The 17,249-nt window shown below is 49.5% G+C and carries 15 protein-coding genes and 1 tRNA gene; 10 read left to right on the forward strand and 6 right to left on the reverse strand.

Annotated features, from left to right (window positions below):
- Positions 1 to 25 precede the first annotated feature (25 nt).
- Complete coding sequence (gene epmB / locus IFU29_RS13465; RefSeq protein WP_191934355.1) at positions 26 to 1,054, forward strand: EF-P beta-lysylation protein EpmB; 1,029 nt, start codon at positions 26 to 28, stop codon at positions 1,052 to 1,054.
- Between the two features lie 75 nt (positions 1,055 to 1,129).
- Here the strand turns inward: epmB and IFU29_RS13470 are convergent, their stop codons facing one another.
- The 4 genes from IFU29_RS13470 to IFU29_RS13485 form a co-directional block, all read right to left on the reverse strand.
- Entirely contained in the window at positions 1,130 to 1,477 is a 348-nt protein-coding gene (locus IFU29_RS13470; protein WP_191934356.1) for a DUF4156 domain-containing protein, read from the reverse strand.
- A 199-nt stretch (positions 1,478 to 1,676) separates the two neighbouring features.
- Positions 1,677 to 3,320: a chaperonin GroEL gene (gene groL, locus IFU29_RS13475; protein WP_062745755.1), complete on the reverse strand. Its 1,644-nt coding sequence runs from the start codon at positions 3,318 to 3,320 to the stop codon at positions 1,677 to 1,679.
- Positions 3,321 to 3,367: 47 nt separating this feature from the next.
- Positions 3,368 to 3,661, reverse strand: coding sequence for a co-chaperone GroES (locus IFU29_RS13480; RefSeq protein ID WP_062745758.1), 294 nt, complete (start codon positions 3,659 to 3,661; stop codon positions 3,368 to 3,370).
- Positions 3,662 to 3,889: 228 nt separating this feature from the next.
- Positions 3,890 to 4,351, reverse strand: a complete 462-nt coding sequence (locus IFU29_RS13485) for an FxsA family protein (protein ID WP_191934357.1) — start codon at positions 4,349 to 4,351, stop codon at positions 3,890 to 3,892.
- 367 nt (positions 4,352 to 4,718) lie between these two features.
- Here IFU29_RS13485 and aspA point away from each other — a divergent pair, with 367 nt between their 5' ends.
- The 6 genes from aspA (at position 4,719) to IFU29_RS13515 (ending at position 11,903) form a co-directional block, all read left to right on the forward strand.
- Complete coding sequence (gene aspA / locus IFU29_RS13490) at positions 4,719 to 6,155, forward strand: aspartate ammonia-lyase (RefSeq protein ID WP_191934358.1); 1,437 nt, start codon at positions 4,719 to 4,721, stop codon at positions 6,153 to 6,155.
- 117 nt (positions 6,156 to 6,272) lie between these two features.
- Positions 6,273 to 7,574 carry an anaerobic C4-dicarboxylate transporter gene (locus IFU29_RS13495; RefSeq protein ID WP_191934359.1) on the forward strand — a complete coding sequence of 434 codons (1,302 nt, stop codon included), beginning with the start codon at positions 6,273 to 6,275 and terminating at the stop codon, positions 7,572 to 7,574.
- Positions 7,575 to 7,797: 223 nt separating this feature from the next.
- The gene (locus tag IFU29_RS13500; protein ID WP_191934360.1) at positions 7,798 to 9,507 is read left to right on the forward strand and encodes a protein-disulfide reductase DsbD; all 1,710 of its coding nucleotides are present in this window, start codon (positions 7,798 to 7,800) and stop codon (positions 9,505 to 9,507) included.
- A gap of 44 nt (positions 9,508 to 9,551) precedes the next feature.
- The gene (locus tag IFU29_RS13505; RefSeq protein WP_191934361.1) at positions 9,552 to 10,130 is read left to right on the forward strand and encodes a transcriptional regulator; all 579 of its coding nucleotides are present in this window, start codon (positions 9,552 to 9,554) and stop codon (positions 10,128 to 10,130) included.
- A gap of 110 nt (positions 10,131 to 10,240) precedes the next feature.
- Positions 10,241 to 10,316 (forward strand) — tRNA-Phe (locus IFU29_RS13510).
- 666 nt (positions 10,317 to 10,982) lie between these two features.
- Positions 10,983 to 11,903, forward strand: coding sequence for an AbiTii domain-containing protein (locus IFU29_RS13515; RefSeq protein WP_191934362.1), 921 nt, complete (start codon positions 10,983 to 10,985; stop codon positions 11,901 to 11,903).
- 102 nt (positions 11,904 to 12,005) lie between these two features.
- On the opposite strand, the gene IFU29_RS13520 is transcribed toward IFU29_RS13515, so the two are convergent.
- On the reverse strand, positions 12,006 to 12,482 hold the full coding sequence (locus tag IFU29_RS13520) for a hypothetical protein (protein ID WP_191934363.1): 477 nt from the start codon (positions 12,480 to 12,482) through the stop codon (positions 12,006 to 12,008).
- A 508-nt stretch (positions 12,483 to 12,990) separates the two neighbouring features.
- Between IFU29_RS13520 and IFU29_RS13525 the strand changes: the two genes are divergently transcribed.
- Positions 12,991 to 13,914, forward strand: coding sequence for an IS5 family transposase (locus IFU29_RS13525; RefSeq protein WP_191934364.1), 924 nt, complete (start codon positions 12,991 to 12,993; stop codon positions 13,912 to 13,914).
- Positions 13,915 to 14,411: 497 nt separating this feature from the next.
- Here IFU29_RS13525 and IFU29_RS13530 read toward each other — a convergent pair whose 3' ends face one another.
- Positions 14,412 to 16,142, reverse strand: coding sequence for an anti-phage dCTP deaminase (locus IFU29_RS13530; protein ID WP_191934365.1), 1,731 nt, complete (start codon positions 16,140 to 16,142; stop codon positions 14,412 to 14,414).
- A 525-nt stretch (positions 16,143 to 16,667) separates the two neighbouring features.
- On the opposite strand from IFU29_RS13530, the gene IFU29_RS13535 reads away from it, so the two are divergent.
- Together IFU29_RS13535 and IFU29_RS13540 are read left to right on the forward strand one after the other, a co-directional pair.
- Positions 16,668 to 17,126: an Arm DNA-binding domain-containing protein gene (locus IFU29_RS13535; RefSeq protein ID WP_244633692.1), complete on the forward strand. Its 459-nt coding sequence runs from the start codon at positions 16,668 to 16,670 to the stop codon at positions 17,124 to 17,126.
- A 33-nt stretch (positions 17,127 to 17,159) separates the two neighbouring features.
- The coding region (locus tag IFU29_RS13540; protein WP_137563447.1) for a transposase at positions 17,160 to 17,249 on the forward strand (90 nt) is incomplete at its 3' end.

Below are 17,249 nucleotides of genomic sequence, written 5' to 3' on the forward strand. Positions count from 1 at the left end.
TTATAACTGGTACTTAGCCAAAAAAATGGCACACATTGTAACCCTAAATACCCCTGTGCGAGAAGAATGGTTGCATCAACTTGCCGATGTAATCACTGATCCGGATGAATTACTGCAACTTTTAGCGTTGCAACACCACCCTGAACTGGTTTCAGGCCATGACGCACGGCGTCTTTTTGCCCTGCGCGTCCCGCGGGCCTTCGCTGCACGTATGCGTAAAGGCGATCCGCAGGATCCTCTGCTGCTTCAGGTGATCACCTCGCAGCAGGAGTTCGTTGATGCACCGGGTTACAGTACCGATCCGCTGGATGAGCAGAGCAGCGTGGTGCCGGGTCTGTTACATAAATATCGTAATCGTGCGCTGTTACTGGTCAAAGGCGGCTGTGCCGTCAATTGCCGTTACTGTTTTCGCCGCCATTTTCCGTACTCTGATAACCAGGGCAATAAACGCAACTGGCAGCAAGCCCTGGAGTATATCCGACAACAGCCAGAACTGGATGAGATTATTTTCTCCGGTGGCGATCCGCTGATGGCGAAGGATCACGAACTGGACTGGCTGATGAGTGAACTGGAGCAGATCCCTCATATCAGACGCCTGCGCATCCACACCCGCCTGCCGGTCGTGATCCCCAAACGCATCACGGAAACACTGTGCCAGCGGCTGGCTCAGTCACGCCTGCAAACGCTGATGGTGACCCATATCAACCATGCGCAGGAGATCGACGACGATCTGCGTCTTGCAATGCAAAGCCTCAAGCAGGCCGGGGTGACGCTGCTCAATCAGAGCGTATTGTTGCGCGGCATTAATGACAATGCCGCCACGCTGGCCACGCTGAGTAATGCACTGTTTGATGCCGGTATCCTGCCCTATTACCTGCACGTACTGGATAAAGTGCAGGGTGCCGCACATTTCTATGTAGACGATGAGCGTGCCCGCGTCATTATGCGTGAATTGCTGGGCAGGGTATCAGGCTATATGGTGCCGAAGCTGGCGCGGGAAATTGGCGGGGAGCCGAGCAAAACGCCGCTGGACCTCCAGCTACGTCAGGAGTAAGTCCTGCTTTTGTGCCGGAAAGTAAAAAGGGTGGCCATCATGCCACCCTTTCTGAACATCAGCAGCATGACAGGCTTACGGACATTTATAAACCTGGCCGCTCATTTTACTATCCAGCGGTGCAAAGCTGGACCAGATGTTCTGGGTTGGGCTGGTCGCACCGTAAATGACGTTGCCGCCCATCTCTGCGGCACGATTGCGCAGGTCGTTAGCCGCGCCGCGCAGTGAACTGCCCTCGCCGCCGGAACCCGAGAACCAGTTACTTTGCGATCCGGTAACGTTGCCCAGCAACTGGCAGCTGCTGGCCGGTTGCTGATCGGTAAAGGTGACGCGTTCGCCCGCAGAACTCAGCGTGTTAGAAGAAGAACTACAGCCTGCCAGCAGCAGGGCCGCCACAGAGAGTCCCAGCAAGTTAATCCGCATTATAATCCCCATTTATTATCATCAGAATCAGGCCAGAGCGTACCGAACATAAGCACGGTGTCTTATCTATCCTTGCCCCATGCACCTTAACCCGTTCAGCGGGTTAGCGTTGCGCCATTACTTATACTATTTTCCCCCCAAAAAGAAAAACCCCCCGTCAAAGACAGGGGGTTTATTCTCACACGGGGGTGGGAAGGAATTACATCATTCCGCCCATACCGCCCATACCACCCATGCCGCCAGCACCTAAATCAGGCGCGTCGCCTTTAGGCAGGTCAGTCACCATACATTCGGTGGTGATCATCAGGCCAGCAACAGAAGCCGCGTACTGCAGTGCAGAACGGGTGACTTTGGTTGGGTCCAGAATACCGAAGTCGATCATGTCGCCGTACTCTTCGGTCTGCGCGTTGTAACCGTAGTTACCTTCGCCCGCTTTCACGTTGTTGGTCACAACGGAAGGCTCTTCGCCGGCGTTAGCTACGATCTGACGCAGTGGGGATTCCATCGCGCGCAGCGCAACTTTAATACCCACGTTCTGGTCTTCGTTCTGGCCGCGCAGTTCAGACAGCTTAGAAGCCACACGTACCAGTGCAACACCACCACCAGCAACAACGCCTTCTTCTACCGCTGCACGGGTTGCATGCAGGGCATCTTCAACGCGTGCTTTTTTCTCTTTCATTTCAACTTCAGTGGCTGCGCCCACTTTCAGAACGGCAACGCCGCCTGCCAGTTTCGCTACGCGCTCCTGCAGTTTTTCACGGTCGTAATCTGATGTTGCTTCTTCGATCTGCTGACGGATCTGCGTCACGCGACCAGAGATAGCCACTTCTTCACCGGTACCATCAATGATGATCGTGGTGTCTTTGCTGATCACAACGCGTTTCGCCTGGCCCATATCTTCCAGACCGGCTTTTTCCAGCTCCATACCGATCTCTTCAGAGATCACGGTACCGCCGGTCAGAACAGCGATGTCCTGCAGCATGGCTTTACGACGGTCACCGAAACCAGGGGCTTTAACGGCAGCCACTTTCACGATACCGCGCATGGTGTTCACCACCAGCGTTGCCAGTGCTTCGCCTTCAACATCTTCTGCAATGATCAGCAGTGGTTTACCGGCTTTCGCAACGGCTTCCAGCACTGGCAGCATTTCACGGATGTTGGAGATTTTTTTGTCAGCCAGCAGGATGAATGGAGATTCCAGCTCAACTGCGCCTGTTTCTGGCTTGTTGATGAAGTAAGGGGACAGGTAACCGCGGTCAAACTGCATACCTTCAACCACGTCCAGCTCGTCCTGCAGGCCGGTACCTTCTTCAACGGTGATCACGCCTTCTTTGCCCACTTTTTCCATCGCCTGAGCAATCAGTTCGCCCACGGTTTCATCGGAGTTAGCAGAGATGGTGCCGACCTGAGCAATCGCTTTAGAGTCAGAGCAAGGTACGGACAGTTTTTTCAGTTCTTCAACCGCAGCGATCACCGCCTGGTCGATACCGCGCTTCAGGTCCATCGGGTTCATACCCGCCGCGACGGCTTTCAGGCCTTCGGTGATGATGGACTGTGCCAGTACGGTGGCGGTGGTGGTACCGTCACCCGCAGCATCGTTAGCTTTAGAAGCCACTTCTTTCACCATCTGAGCGCCCATGTTTTCGAACTTGTCTTCCAGCTCGATTTCACGCGCAACAGAAACACCATCTTTGGTGATGGTCGGTGCACCAAAAGATTTATCCAGGACCACGTTACGGCCTTTCGGACCCAGGGTAACTTTTACTGCATCTGCCAGTACATTCACACCGCGCAGCATTTTTACGCGAGCGTCATTACCGAATTTTACGTCTTTAGCTGCCATTTTATCTTTTTCCTTAAATTCGTTACGTTCAGTGAATTACGCGCTGTTTACGCTTCAACAACGGCCAGGATGTCGTTTTCAGAGATGATCAGGACTTCTTCGTTGTCGATCTTTTCAGTTTTCGCGCCGTAGCCTTCGCTGAAGATGACCACATCACCTACTTTGACGTCTAATGGCTTCACGTCGCCATTTTCCAGGATGCGACCGTTACCGACGGCCAGGATTTCGCCACGGGTGGATTTACCCGCCGCCGATCCGGTCAGCACGATGCCGCCTGCAGATTTGGATTCAACTTCTTTACGCTTGACGATAACACGATCGTGCAATGGACGAATTTTCATTGTTAGCTCTCCTTTGAGAAGTCCAATCAGTTTTGGGATGAAAGCCGGGCATCATGAGCAACCGGCCTCGTGACGAATGAGATGCGGCCGCAGGAGAGGCCTTTCAAGGGCCAGGCGTAAATTTTTTTGCTAATGGCACTGTTTGGTGGTTTTTTGCACAAGCGCAGGGAAAGACAAAATAAAACGGCGCCCCGTCAGGAAAGCGCCGTTTTTGCCAGGCAGTGTACTTTAGTGTTTGTCGTTGTCACGATCGTGCTCAATCAGGTTTGACTCTTTGCGCTCGTACTCGCCATCAACGGTAAATCCACTGTCGGGGCCTGCGCCCGGACCACGCCAGACTTTCAGATGCGGCATCAGTTTCAGCGTCAGGTGTTTTTGCACCGGCGGCAACAGCAACAGCAGGCCGATGAAGTCGGTAAAGAAACCTGGCAGCAGCAGCAGAAAGCCTGCCAGTACCAGCGACACACTCTTGATCATCTCGGCAGCCGGACTTTCACCAGCGTTCAGCTTCTGCTGCATCAGCATAAAGTTTTTCATCCCCTGATTTTTCACCAGCGAGATACCAATGCAGGAGGTGAAGATCACCAGCAGCATGGTCATTAATACACCCATCACATGGGCGACCTGAATGAAGAGAGAGATCTCGATCCATACCAGGGCAAATATCACTAAGAACGGTAACCAGCGCACCGCGTTCTCCTGTATCAAGGGCTGCCCTGCAGACTGCATGGCAGCATAAAATGGCGATCGTCGCGATCGATAGTATAGAAGGTGGGAACGAAACCTCCGGTTTTCAACCGGAAAGGTGGAAAATCATTCCGCGTCTTCCATTGTGAGGACGATCACATAAGATTGAAACTGTTTGATTCAGCAGGCAGTTTAAGTGATCTGGATTCAGGCTTTTACATCGCAACAGAATATGATCGTGCTCGGGTTGACGCAAACGGATAAAATGCCGCGGCAGCCGTTCCCCGGCCCGATATTCTCTGGATGTCGACCGCTGAAGCAGGCACTTGAATTGTATTGATTTAACCGGTATTCCCAACAGAAGGTTCTCATGGCTAATAACATTCGTATCGAAGAAGACCTGTTAGGTATGCGTGAAGTTCCCGCGGATGCTTACTACGGTGTTCATACTCTGCGTGCGATTGAAAACTTCTATATCAGCAACAGCAAAATCAGCGATATTCCTGAGTTTGTCCGCGGTATGGTCATGGTTAAAAAAGCAGCGGCACTGGCTAATAAAGAGCTACAGACCATCCCGCGCAACGTGGCTAATGCTATTATCAGCGCCTGTGATGAAGTGCTGAACAACGGCCGTTGCATGGATCAGTTTCCGATCGATGTCTATCAGGGCGGCGCAGGCACCTCGGTCAACATGAACACGAACGAAGTGCTGGCTAACATCGGCCTGGAGCTGATGGGGCATCAGAAAGGGGAATACCAGTTCCTTAATCCAAACGACCACGTCAACAAATGCCAGTCAACGAACGATGCTTACCCGACCGGATTCCGTATCGCGGTTTACAGCTCTATTTTAAAACTGCTGGATGCTATCGGGCAGTTGAGTGAAGGCTTCCAGCGTAAAGCGGTGGAGTTCAATACTATCCTGAAAATGGGCCGTACCCAGCTGCAGGACGCGGTACCAATGACCCTCGGTCAGGAGTTCCACGCCTTTAACGTCCTGTTGAATGAAGAGATCCGCAGCATCCTGCGCACCGCCGAGCTGCTGCTGGAGGTAAACCTCGGCGCAACGGCCATCGGCACCCGTCTGAATACCCCGGATGGCTATCAGCAACTGGCCGTAGAGAAGCTGGCCGAAGTCAGCGGGCTGGCGTGCGTTCCGGCGGAAGACCTGATCGAAGCCACCTCAGACTGCGGCGCCTACGTGATGGTACACAGCTCACTGAAGCGCCTGGCGGTAAAACTGTCAAAAATCTGTAATGACCTGCGCCTGCTCTCCTCGGGGCCGCGCGCCGGGCTGAATGAAATCAACCTGCCGGAACTGCAGGCGGGGTCGTCAATCATGCCTGCCAAAGTGAATCCGGTGGTGCCGGAGGTGGTCAATCAGGTGTGCTTCAAAGTCATTGGTAACGATATTACCGTGACGATGGCTTCTGAAGCCGGTCAGCTGCAGCTGAACGTAATGGAGCCGGTGATTGGCCAGGCGATGTTTGAATCCATTCATATCCTGACCAACGCCTGCTACAACCTGCTGGAAAAATGCGTAGACGGCATCACCGCCAACAAAGCCGTGTGTGAAGCCTACGTGTTTAACTCCATCGGCATTGTCACCTATCTCAATCCGTATATCGGCCATCACAACGGCGATATCGTGGGTAAGATCTGTGCAGAAACCGGTAAGAGCGTCCGTGAAGTGGTGCTTGAGCGCGGCCTGCTGACCGAAAGCGAGCTGGATGATATTTTCTCAACGCAGAATCTGATGTTCCCGGTGTACAAAGCGAAACGCTATACCGATGAAAACGAACAATAACAGACCCGATCATTAGCTCCCTTTTAAGGCACGTGTTCACTGAACAACGTGCCTTTTTACTTTTCGCGGCACACAAAATTTTAACGGTTTATTAGCAAAAAAATTAAGGAACACCCTATGTTATTACCTGAGCTTATCGTCGTCTTTCTCGCGATTTATCTGGGGAGTCGGCTGGGAGGGATCGGCATCGGCTTTGCCGGTGGCCTCGGGGTCCTTGTGCTGACCCTGGGCTTTCAAATCAAACCCGGCGCCATCCCGTTCGATGTGATTGAGATCATCATGGGCGTGATTGCCGCCATTGCCGCCATGCAGGTGGCCGGAGGGATGGACTACCTGGTTAATCTGGCCGAGCGCCTGCTGCGTCAACATCCGCGCTATATCACGCTTCTGGCCCCGCTGGTGACCTATGTGATGACCCTGCTGGCAGGGACCGGCCACACCGCCTTCTCCACGCTGCCGGTTATTGCCGAAGTGGCTAAAGAACAGGGTGTTCGCCCTTCCCGTCCACTGTCGATTGCGGTGGTCTCCTCACAAATCGCGATTACGGCGTCACCGATTTCTGCGGCCGTGGTGTTTATGGCCGGCATCCTCGAACCCAAAGGCATCAGCTATCTGATGCTGCTGGCGGTGGCGATCCCCTCAACGATGGCAGCGATCTTTATTGCAGCACTGGTCACCAACTTCCTCGGTAAGGAACTGAAGGACGATGAAGTCTACCAGGCCCGTCTGGCAAAAGGGGAAGTTGCCCTGCGCGGTGCCAGCAAGTTTGAAGAAAAGCCGGGAGCAAAACGCTCGGTGCTGCTGCTGCTGCTGGGCATTATCGCCGTGGTGTTCTATGCCACGACCATCAGTGATGCCGTTGGTTTGATTCAGAACCCGGTACTGCCGCGTAACGAAGCGATCGTGGTGTTCATGCTGACGGTAGCCGCACTGATCTGCTTAACCTGTAAGATCGATACCGGGGAAATTCTCGGGGCCAGCACCTTTAAATCCGGGATGAGCGCCTGTGTCTGCGTGCTCGGCGTCGCCTGGCTGGGTGACACCTTTGTGAAGGCTCACATTGGCGATATCCAGCAGGTGGCGGGTGAGCTGCTGCACGACTTCCCATGGATGCTGGCGGTGATCCTGTTCTTCGCCTCTACGCTGCTTTACTCGCAGGCGGCCACCACCAAAGCACTGATGCCTGCGGCGCTGCTGCTGGGCGTTTCGCCGGTGACCGCCGTGGCCTCTTTTGCTGCGGTATCCGCCCTGTTTGTGCTGCCGACTTATCCGACGCTGCTGGCGGCGGTAGAGATGGATGACACCGGCTCCACCCGCATCGGCCGCTTTGTCTTCAACCACTCGTTCCTCATCCCCGGTACGCTGGCGATTGTGCTGTCGGTGGCCTTTGGCTTCCTTTTGGGGGGGATTATTCTCTGATGCGGTGAACAGAGGAACGGTAAAATAGCCGTCCCGACAGATCGAAGGGTAAAAATACCCGCCCAACGGCTGATTGAATAAATGGCCGGTCCCTGCCCCTTAGCAGGGGCCGGCCTTCTTTTCGGTCGTCCCGTTCTGTTCCGCACGGCCCTCACCAGGGAATGTCATGCTATTATCTCCCTTTCCGCCTGGTCGGTCCCCCATGGAGAGAGCAAGACCCGTTATGACCCAGCGATTTATTCCCCTGATATTCCTGCTGTTTGCCACGCTGTTCAGCCTGAACGCCGGTGCATCGTTGTTTGACAACCACGCCAACAGCCAGTTTGTGACGGTCAATCAGGCCTTCACGTTTGATTTCACACAGAAGAACGATCGGCTCACCCTCAGCTGGCAGGTCAAACCTGGCTACTACCTTTACCGGCAGCAGATCAAGATTGGCGTCCAGGGTGCCACCCTTGCTGAATGGCAGCTGCCCGCAGGCCAGCCTCATGAAGATGAGTTCTACGGTAAAACCGAGATCTACCCTGACAGCCTGACGCTGCCGTTCACCGTCACCCAGGCCGCCGCCGGTGCAGAGATAACGGTGACCTATCAGGGCTGCGCTGCCGCCGGCTTCTGTTATCCGCCGGAAACCCGTACGGTTCCGCTTAATGCCGTTGCAGCCCACAGCGTCCCCGCCCCTGTCGCCGCGTCCGACGCGGCTCCGTCGCCCCATAGCAGCCTGCCTTTCTCGCCGTTATGGGCGCTGCTGATCGGGATTGGCGTGGCCTTTACCCCCTGTGTACTGCCGATGTACCCGCTGATCTCCGGCATTATCCTTGGAGGTAACCGCCGCTACAGCCCCGGTCGCCTGTTTGCACTGGCCATGGTCTACGTGCAGGGCATGGCGCTGACCTACACCCTGATGGGCATCGTGGTCGCCGCTGCCGGGCTGCGCTTCCAGGCGGCATTACAGGCCCCTGCAATACTGATCGGGCTTTCTGTGCTGTTTATTGTGCTGGCGCTGTCGATGTTTGGCCTGTTTACCCTGCAGCTGCCTTCTTCACTGCAGACCCGACTGACGTTATGGAGCAACCGCCAGCAGGGGGGATCGCTGCCGGGCGTCTTCATGATGGGAGCCCTGGCCGGGCTGATCTGTTCCCCCTGCACCACCGCCCCGCTCAGTGCCATCCTGCTGTATATCGCGCAAAGCGGTAATATGCTGGCGGGTGCCGGTACGCTCTATCTTTATGCGCTGGGCATGGGCCTGCCGCTGGTCGCCATTACGCTGTTCGGCAACCGCCTGCTGCCAAAAAGCGGCCCGTGGATGCAGACGGTGAAAGAAGGCTTTGGCTTTGTGATCCTGGCCCTGCCGGTGTTTCTGCTGGAGCGGGTGATCGGCGATACATGGGGAGTTCGCCTCTGGAGCCTGCTGGCCGTTGCCTTCTTCGGCTGGGCATTTATCAGTACCCTGAAAAGCCACCGGGGCTGGCTGCGGGTACTGCAAATTCTGCTGCTGGGGGCGATGCTGATCGCCGTACGCCCTTTACAGGACTGGGCGTTTGGCGGTGCGCAGACGACAGAAGCGGCCCCGCAGCTCACGTTTACCCGCATCAGTGATGTGCAGCAGCTGGATCAGCAGCTGGCCAACAGTGGGGGCAAGATCACCCTGCTCGACCTGTACGCCGACTGGTGCGTCGCCTGCAAGGAGTTTGAGAAATACACCTTCAGCGATCCGCAGGTGCAGGCTGCGCTGGAGCATACGCAGCTGTTACAGGCCGATGTCACCGCCAGTAATGCCGCTGATCGCGCCCTGCTGGAGCGTCTGAACGTACTGGGCTTACCGACTCTGCTGTTCTTTGATGCACAGGGCCATGAAATCCCCGACTCACGCGTGACCGGGTTTATGAAACCCGCCGCTTTCCGTGCACATTTGCAGAAACTGGCGCGTTAAACGACACTAAGGTTCGATAATGAAGCGTACAAGAGGAGAACCGCGTGCAGCGTGAACAAGTACTTGAACAGGCTCTGAACGTGCTGGAACAGCATGGGTTAGCGGCGACCACCTCTCTTGCCATGATGGCCGGTGAACTGGACTGCAGCGAACAGGAACTTCAGCGCTTCTGGCCGGACCGGGATGCGCTGCTGTATGACGCCCTGCGCTACCACGGCCAGCAGATTGAGGCGTGGCGCCGCCAGCTACTGCTGGATGACAGCCAGAGTGCCGGGCAGAAACTGCTGGCGCGCTATCAGGTGCTGGCCGATGCGGTCAATCATCAGCGCTATCCCGGCTGTCTCTTTATTGCCGCCTGCAGTTTCTACCCACAGCCTGACCACCCTATCCATCAGATTGCCGAGCAGCAAAAACAGGCGTCCTGGCAGTTCACTCATCAGTTACTGAGCGACCTGGAAACGGACAACCCCGAGGGCGTGGCACATCAGATGGAACTGATCCTTGAGGGCTGCCTGTCGCGACTGCTGGTGAAACGTCAGGTTCAGGACGTGGAAACCGCCCGCTGTCTGGCGGAAGATGTATTGAGTTTCGCACTGTGCCGTAAGAACGGGGCGTTAAGCTAAAGCAGGGTGAGCGTACCCGGGTAAAAAGCAGGCAGTCGGCAGGGTTTTACGACTTTTTTGTGACAAAGCCGTTGACGCCGAACGGGGTTTACGGTTTAATGCGCCCCGTTGCCCGGATAGCTCAGTCGGTAGAGCAGGGGATTGAAAATCCCCGTGTCCTTGGTTCGATTCCGAGTCCGGGCACCACTATTCATAAGGCCTCGCTACAAAGCGGGGCTTTTTCCTTTACTGGCTACGGTAGATTTCTGGTCGTTGCAACACGTTATTTGTTTGCTGGATTTCTCGCCATTTTCGCAGATGTTAGTTACTTTTAGACACCTCAACATTTTCTGATGTATTTTTTTACCTCACAGCTACGGTCTTTCTACGGTCCTCTACGGTTCCTTTCTTTCAGATCATTCATAATGAAGTAGAAGACACGGGGGAAACGGGGAATTATCATTCTGCCTTAATCCGCTGTCCTTAACGTGATTTTGTCGCGGGGAATAAGGTGGGGAAATCCCCAATAGCAAGCGGGGAAACTTGGCAGCATACACTCTCCACCATTCACATGGGGATCTTCACCAGTCCGTCCACCTGCAACAAGCTCTTTTTCCCTTTCACTTCTTACCTTTTCAGAATCCCCCGTTCTCCACGCCATCATAAAATGATTTATCCGTAAGCTAAACGTACTGGACTGTTAAACCTGAGTGTCCGCTGTGAGCGAGGAGCGGACATAACATCCTCGGGATAGTGTGGGAATGGTGTTGTCCCGTCACCCGTTTCAGACTGATGTTTTATTACGCAGAGTACTTTATGTCGATTGCTTATACATATAAACTGGCAAAATAGGTTTTAATACGGAGATGAACAATGTCCTTGTTACATCAGATTCAAGAGTCTGTGGTCCAAGATGGATCAAGCCTGGGTTCAATACTGCTTAAACTCCGACTCTTGGCAGCAAGATTAGGAAGTAACGATTTAGAAGAATGGGTCAAGCATGAATCGGAAGGCTATCCTAAGAATGCTGTGCTTCCCGATTACAGAATAGTAGGAGTAACTTATAAAGGTACGTTTTCTGGCCCCTTTGGCTCTGGTATAAAAAATGCGCCTATACCACCAATATTAATAAAAACGTTTGCAAATGATAGCTGGAATAAGCACTCCGTCAGAGAAAGCATTGCTGCTGTTGACGAACTTGTTAAAGCTAGCGCAAAAGGTGGTTCTTTGGGGATTGATGCGTCAAATTTAATTCTTCTTCTACAAGGGAAGATATATGAAGATTATGCTTGCAATGATATCTCTGGAAATATTTCAGCGGTGTCATTATCAGAAATTTCACAAGCCGTTCGCAATAGAGTTCTTGAATTAACAATTGAATTTGAGAAATCAATTCCCGCAGCAGCACACATCACTTTTGGTACTCAAAGCATGGATAAAGATAATGCGTCAAAAGCACAGCAAATAACACAACAAATAATTTATGGTAACGTTGGCAATGCCATCTCTGGTGGCAGCGAATCAACTATTAACGTAAATATACAATCACACAATAAAGAATCAGTAGCAAACTATCTGAAAGATTCAGGTATTTCTGAAGAAGATGCCCGTGATTTCGCACTGATTGTAGCGTCTGAAACACCATCAAGTTCTGAAGAACCTTTTGGAGAAGGCGCAAAAAATTGGATTGCATCAAATATAAGAAAAGCTGCCGATGGGACTTGGAAAGTCGGGATGGCAGTTGCAACCAAAGTTCTAACAGAGGCTGCACTGAAATACTATGGTTTGCAGTAAGCCATGGGCCGCATTTTGCGGCCAATTTTATATGTACAGTAAAGCTAAAAGTTCATTCCAAAGTAGTTAGTGCCCTTTTTGTGAAGACTTAGCCGTGTAATTTTATCTTACTCGATAAGCATGCTCCAACACCAATCTCGCTAAATCAGTTCGTTGATTTGATAAATCGACCTCATACGTAAAACATAGTAATGATAGTACTCTTGCAAATTTAACCCGCACTTTTTGCAAAGTTTTATAGAAAAGTACTTCATTTGTCGAATTTTGATGTTTATATAATAACATTAAGTTTTGGCTTAGAGTGTGGATTAAATCTAATATTAAATGTTGCGCTTGCTTGGATTTTATGTCTAATCTTAGTTGCTCTGTTTTTTCTTTAATTGATTCTAAACTTTTGATTACTGCTTGGGAAACCTCTAAATCGAATGGTGCAATTAACACCTTTTTACCTTCAAGGTAACTGAAGTATTTCTCAAACAGTTTCTTATCCGGATCGGATATAAATGGAATCAAATCTTTAGCTGTGATGCCCGAGATGGATGCGACATTTGCTAAACCACCAATTATTTCTAAAAACAATTTCGGTCTCCTAGTGATAAATTAGATAATTAGACTCTTTTTTACTATTAAGTCTCGAAAATTAGAATTATCCATTGGATTTAGGAATCTATAGATAATACTACGATCGTTTGGAATACGCCACTACCAGATTTGCCACATTACGTAAATTTAGTTATCTAGATCAAACAACTATAATCACTCAGTAATAATTTCAATACTAAGCATCCCAATGTTGCCCGACCAGATTGTGTTTATCACAATTATTGGTATTAAGCTTTATTCCCTTCATGATTAAAGGTCCGATCCTGGCACTAAGCGGACCGCCTGAAACGCCCTAAAGCCTGCCATGAGCGAGAAGCCGACACTGGCCTAGATCATACTTGAACCGTTCTCTGGAAATTCTATATAAGCAAATAGTTTTGTTAAGCCGGATGCTTATATTCAAAAGAGGCTTTGTTGAATAAATCGAACTTTTGGCCGCAATCAGGATCAGATCACCACATCTCTGACCCTGTAGTGGTACCCCGTGGCAAAACAAACGTTCAAAATCACCAATTGGAAAGCCTACAACAAGGCGCTCATCAATCGGGGTTCACTGACATTCTGGCTCGATGAGTCGGCCATTCAGACCTGGTATGACGAACCAAAAACGGCGTCACGTGGTCGTCCACAACGTTATTCTGAGCTGGCCATCTCCACTGTTCTGATGCTCAAACGCGTCTTTCGCCTCACATTACGCGCTGCTCAGGGATTCATTGACTCCATTTTTACCCTGATGAATCTTCCGCTCCGTTGCCCGGATTATTCCTGCCTCAGCAGGCGGGCTAAGTCCGTCAGCATCCCTTTCAAAAACCCGACACGCGGTGAGATTGCCCATCTGGTAATCGATTCCACCGGATTAAAAGTCTTCGGTGAGGGCGAATGGAAGGTGAAAAAACACGGCCAGGAGAAGCGCCGTGTCTGGCGGAAACTGCACCTGGCGGTGGATGCTGATACGCATGAGATTATCTGCGCTGACCTGTCCCTGAACAACGTGACTGATGCAGAGGCATTCCCGGGGCTTATCCGTCAGACGCACCGGAAAATCAAAGCCGCCTGTGCTGACGGGGCTTATGACACAAAACGTTGCCACGACGAGTTGCGTCGCAAGAAAATTAAGGCGCTTATCCCGCCGCGAACGCGCGCCGATTACTGGCCGGTGGAGTATGCCGACAGAAATCAGGCGGTGGCGAGGCAACGGCTGACGGGAAGCAATGCGAACTGGAAATGGAACACGGCTTACAACCGGCGGTCAGTGGCGGAAACGGCGATGTACCGTGTTAAACAACTGTTCGGTGGTCACCTGACGCTGCGTGACTACGATGCGCAGGTCGGTGAGGCTATGGCCATGATCCGTGCATTGAACAAAATGACGCGTGAAGGGATGCCAGAAAGTGTGCGGATTGCCTGAGGAAGTCAGTGACGAGAGGCGCTTTTATCTAAATCCGATTTATTCAACAAAGCCTTCAAAAGAAGCAATAACGTGAGCGCGATGCAGCAGTCATGATTATCATGGTGTTTTATTCATGTATTTATCCTGAAAACACGATGTATAATTACAAGACCATTTAAGCTTCTGAAACGGAGTGGACAAACTAAGTGCGCCAAGGACCCGAAGTGAGTGAAGAGCAGACGTCATATTAAAATATTCAGTTGCCAGATTCCCAAATTTGTACCTCTTATAAGCTTCCCGCTTATCCATTGTAGATGCGTATCAGAATTGCTCTCTCTAACATTGACACAATATACCAAGAAAGATGTTTTCTCGTTACCTTGTGGTAACAAGGAATGTTGCTAGTCATGTTTGAGAAGGTCACTCCTTTCCAGTCCGGTACTTTTACAGGCAGTGACCCTCTTCATAAGGAAATCTATAAATAGATTACCATTTATAATGGATGTTTAAAAAACCTATTTTAACATGTAATCCAGCTCATCTTTTATAGGTATAATCTGTTCATAAAGTCGATGATATGCCTTACCAATAGCGCCTCTAAACTGTATTAACTTAGGCGGCATAGTTCCAATGTTAATAATATGGTCTTGCGTTATCCCCGGATAAGGATCAATAAAGACAACCTCTGAAATACCAAGTTGATATGCTTTTTTTGCACATAATTCACATGGGCTCGCAGTAGTATATAACTTCCCGCCAACAATACCGATCCCACCATATTTTGCTAATTGTAAAAAAGCATTCTCTTCTGCATGCAAAGCACGAGTATGCACTTGGTTACTTTTATTATCTATACTGTTATGTATATCTTTAAAACAATATGAAATATTTCTTCCTTTAAAAGAACTTGATTGCTGAATTACTGGTTTAAAAATATCATAGAACTCTCGCGCCTTCTCTCTAAATTTTTCGTTATTTCTTTCATAATGGCTATATGTTTCTGAGTGAAAATCATTTATTAATCCATCAATCGACCGCATAGCACAAGGAACCTGTCCTTGAGCAACATCATTCCAACCAACTGATTTTATTGAGTTATCGCTATCAGTAACAACTGCACCCACCTGCCTTGAAATACAACCAGAGTTTAATTTTACTGTATATGCGACTTGCATGACCCTTTCCATTGATGTAGGGGATATTAATCCAGGGTGTTGCATTAACGCTATATACCATGCGATTTGGGCTTTTAGCACATTGTTATTATCATATTCATTCTTTGGGTTAAATAAATGTATATCAGATATTTCTATGCATTTTTTTACATTTGGATTCGTTAAGTGTTTATATTCACTATCTCCTTTACCCGACTCTTCGTCATCAATTTTTTTAATTTGCTCTGGTGAAAATTTATGCAGCTTTTGTAAATATCTTGTTCTGTGTTCATCCGGCGCATTAATTGAAACTAAATGAAATGCTGCATATCGATCTTTAAAAAACTTAGCTTCATAGGGATTTCTTATTGCATCAATAACGACGTATGCTCTCTCATTTTTCACCTTCCTTATTGACTTAATAACTCTATTAATGGTCTCCGGCAAATGGAAAACAGAGCTTGGAATGAAGTCTTTGCTTTCATATTCTGCATCAACCTTGCCAATTCGTCTAATTGATTTACCCGCAGATTGATAAACCGAGACATATAAACCGGATTCTAACTGGTTTAATTCAGCCTTAAGGTCTCTCGTAAATTTTCTAACCAGCTGTAGAATCCTGATGAATGAACGTGTTATTTTTGGATCACTGAAATCAATTTCAGAGTGATGATCTAAAAGTTGTTTTATGACATCACTATAATTTTCTTTTAAAAAACTTTTTGATAAAACACCTTTTCTTACTAAAGACTCACAGGATTTTTTAGCTATATTCTCTCCGCAAGAATATATGAAACTAGTTAGCTTTACAGCAGGTAATAATAGTAAGTATATTGATATAAGGTCACTGACCTTTATCGAATAAAAATTCCCCCAATGCTCTTCAGCAAACTTTTTAACTATAGAGTAACGCCTTTTATCTAAACCCTTATAAAACCCACTCAAACCACTTAATTCAGGAAAGGCAATGCTTTTACTTTCTAATATATTTGCTGTAGTAGTACAACCTGAACCAGTCCTCCCAGTTAAACCAACCAGGATGAATTGATTATTTTCTAAAAATAACTCACTTATGAATTTTTGTTCCGCCATCGTTTTGATCCGTTATGCTTTAGCACATAATATTTACATGGTCACTCCAATTATCATCGAGAACTCAAAAAAATCAACAAGTTAGTTAACTTTTTGAAAAAAAATAAACATCGATTTTGAAAATCAATCTACACATGAAATTAACCCATTGAAAAATAATGATTCGTTAGTTTGTAGCCCAACGCTAAATTCTATTTTTTTGTATGTAATGATCCCCACTCCCTTCTAGGCACATAGCCGTATGAAAAACCTGCCACATACGTGCAACACTTTTGGTTCTTAGCGCATGTAATTGCCCCAGACAGGGGGATATATTATTTCTGTGTTGTCCTCCCCTGAGGGTACTTTTTCAATAAGACCAGAACTAGACCGTAAAGCCTGCTCTTTCTGCATTTCCCGTCTTAATTCATCCCATGTGGCACCAGCATTCCCTTCGCCACACCAGAAAATCAACTACCGCATAAAAAGTGCCGTGCCGGGGATGGGTCAACCCTGACGTACTTAACACCAATCACAGGAGGTAATATGTCCAGTCCGAAACGCTTCCGTTTTACCAGTCAGCTCATTAAATCCCTTCCTCCTAACTCATCAGATTCACGCAGTACCGATGCTGAATACAGCGACACCGAGATTTCTGGCCTGAAATGTCTGGTCAGCAAAGGAGAAGGACGTAAAAAGTTTTTGCTCCGCTACCTCTACCATGGAAGAAAACGTGCCATCGCTATTGGCCACTGGCCTGAGGTGGATGTCACCTTAGCCCGTAAGATTGCCGTGGAACATAAACGCTCACTTGCCACCGGAACTGACCCTAAGCAGGAACGCGAAAACAAGAGACAAGAGATGACATTTGATGAACTCTTTAACCAGCATTATCTGGCTTGGGCAAAGTCTGCTAAACGTAGCTGGGGAAAGGATTTCCAGCGCTACCGGGATCATATCCGTCCCGTGACCTGCTCCCCGTTGATTAACACACCGCGATGTTAGTAATGTCTTCATAAGCCACATGAGGACATCCCCATGAAGAAGCGTTTTTCCGACGAACAGATCATCAGTATTCTCCGCGAGGCCGAAGCCGGAGTTTCTGCCCGTGAGCTCTGCCGTAAGCAC

It is taken from the genome of Erwinia persicina (assembly GCF_014838825.1).
In the GTDB taxonomy this organism is placed as follows: Bacteria; Pseudomonadota; Gammaproteobacteria; order Enterobacterales; family Enterobacteriaceae; genus Erwinia; species Erwinia persicina_A.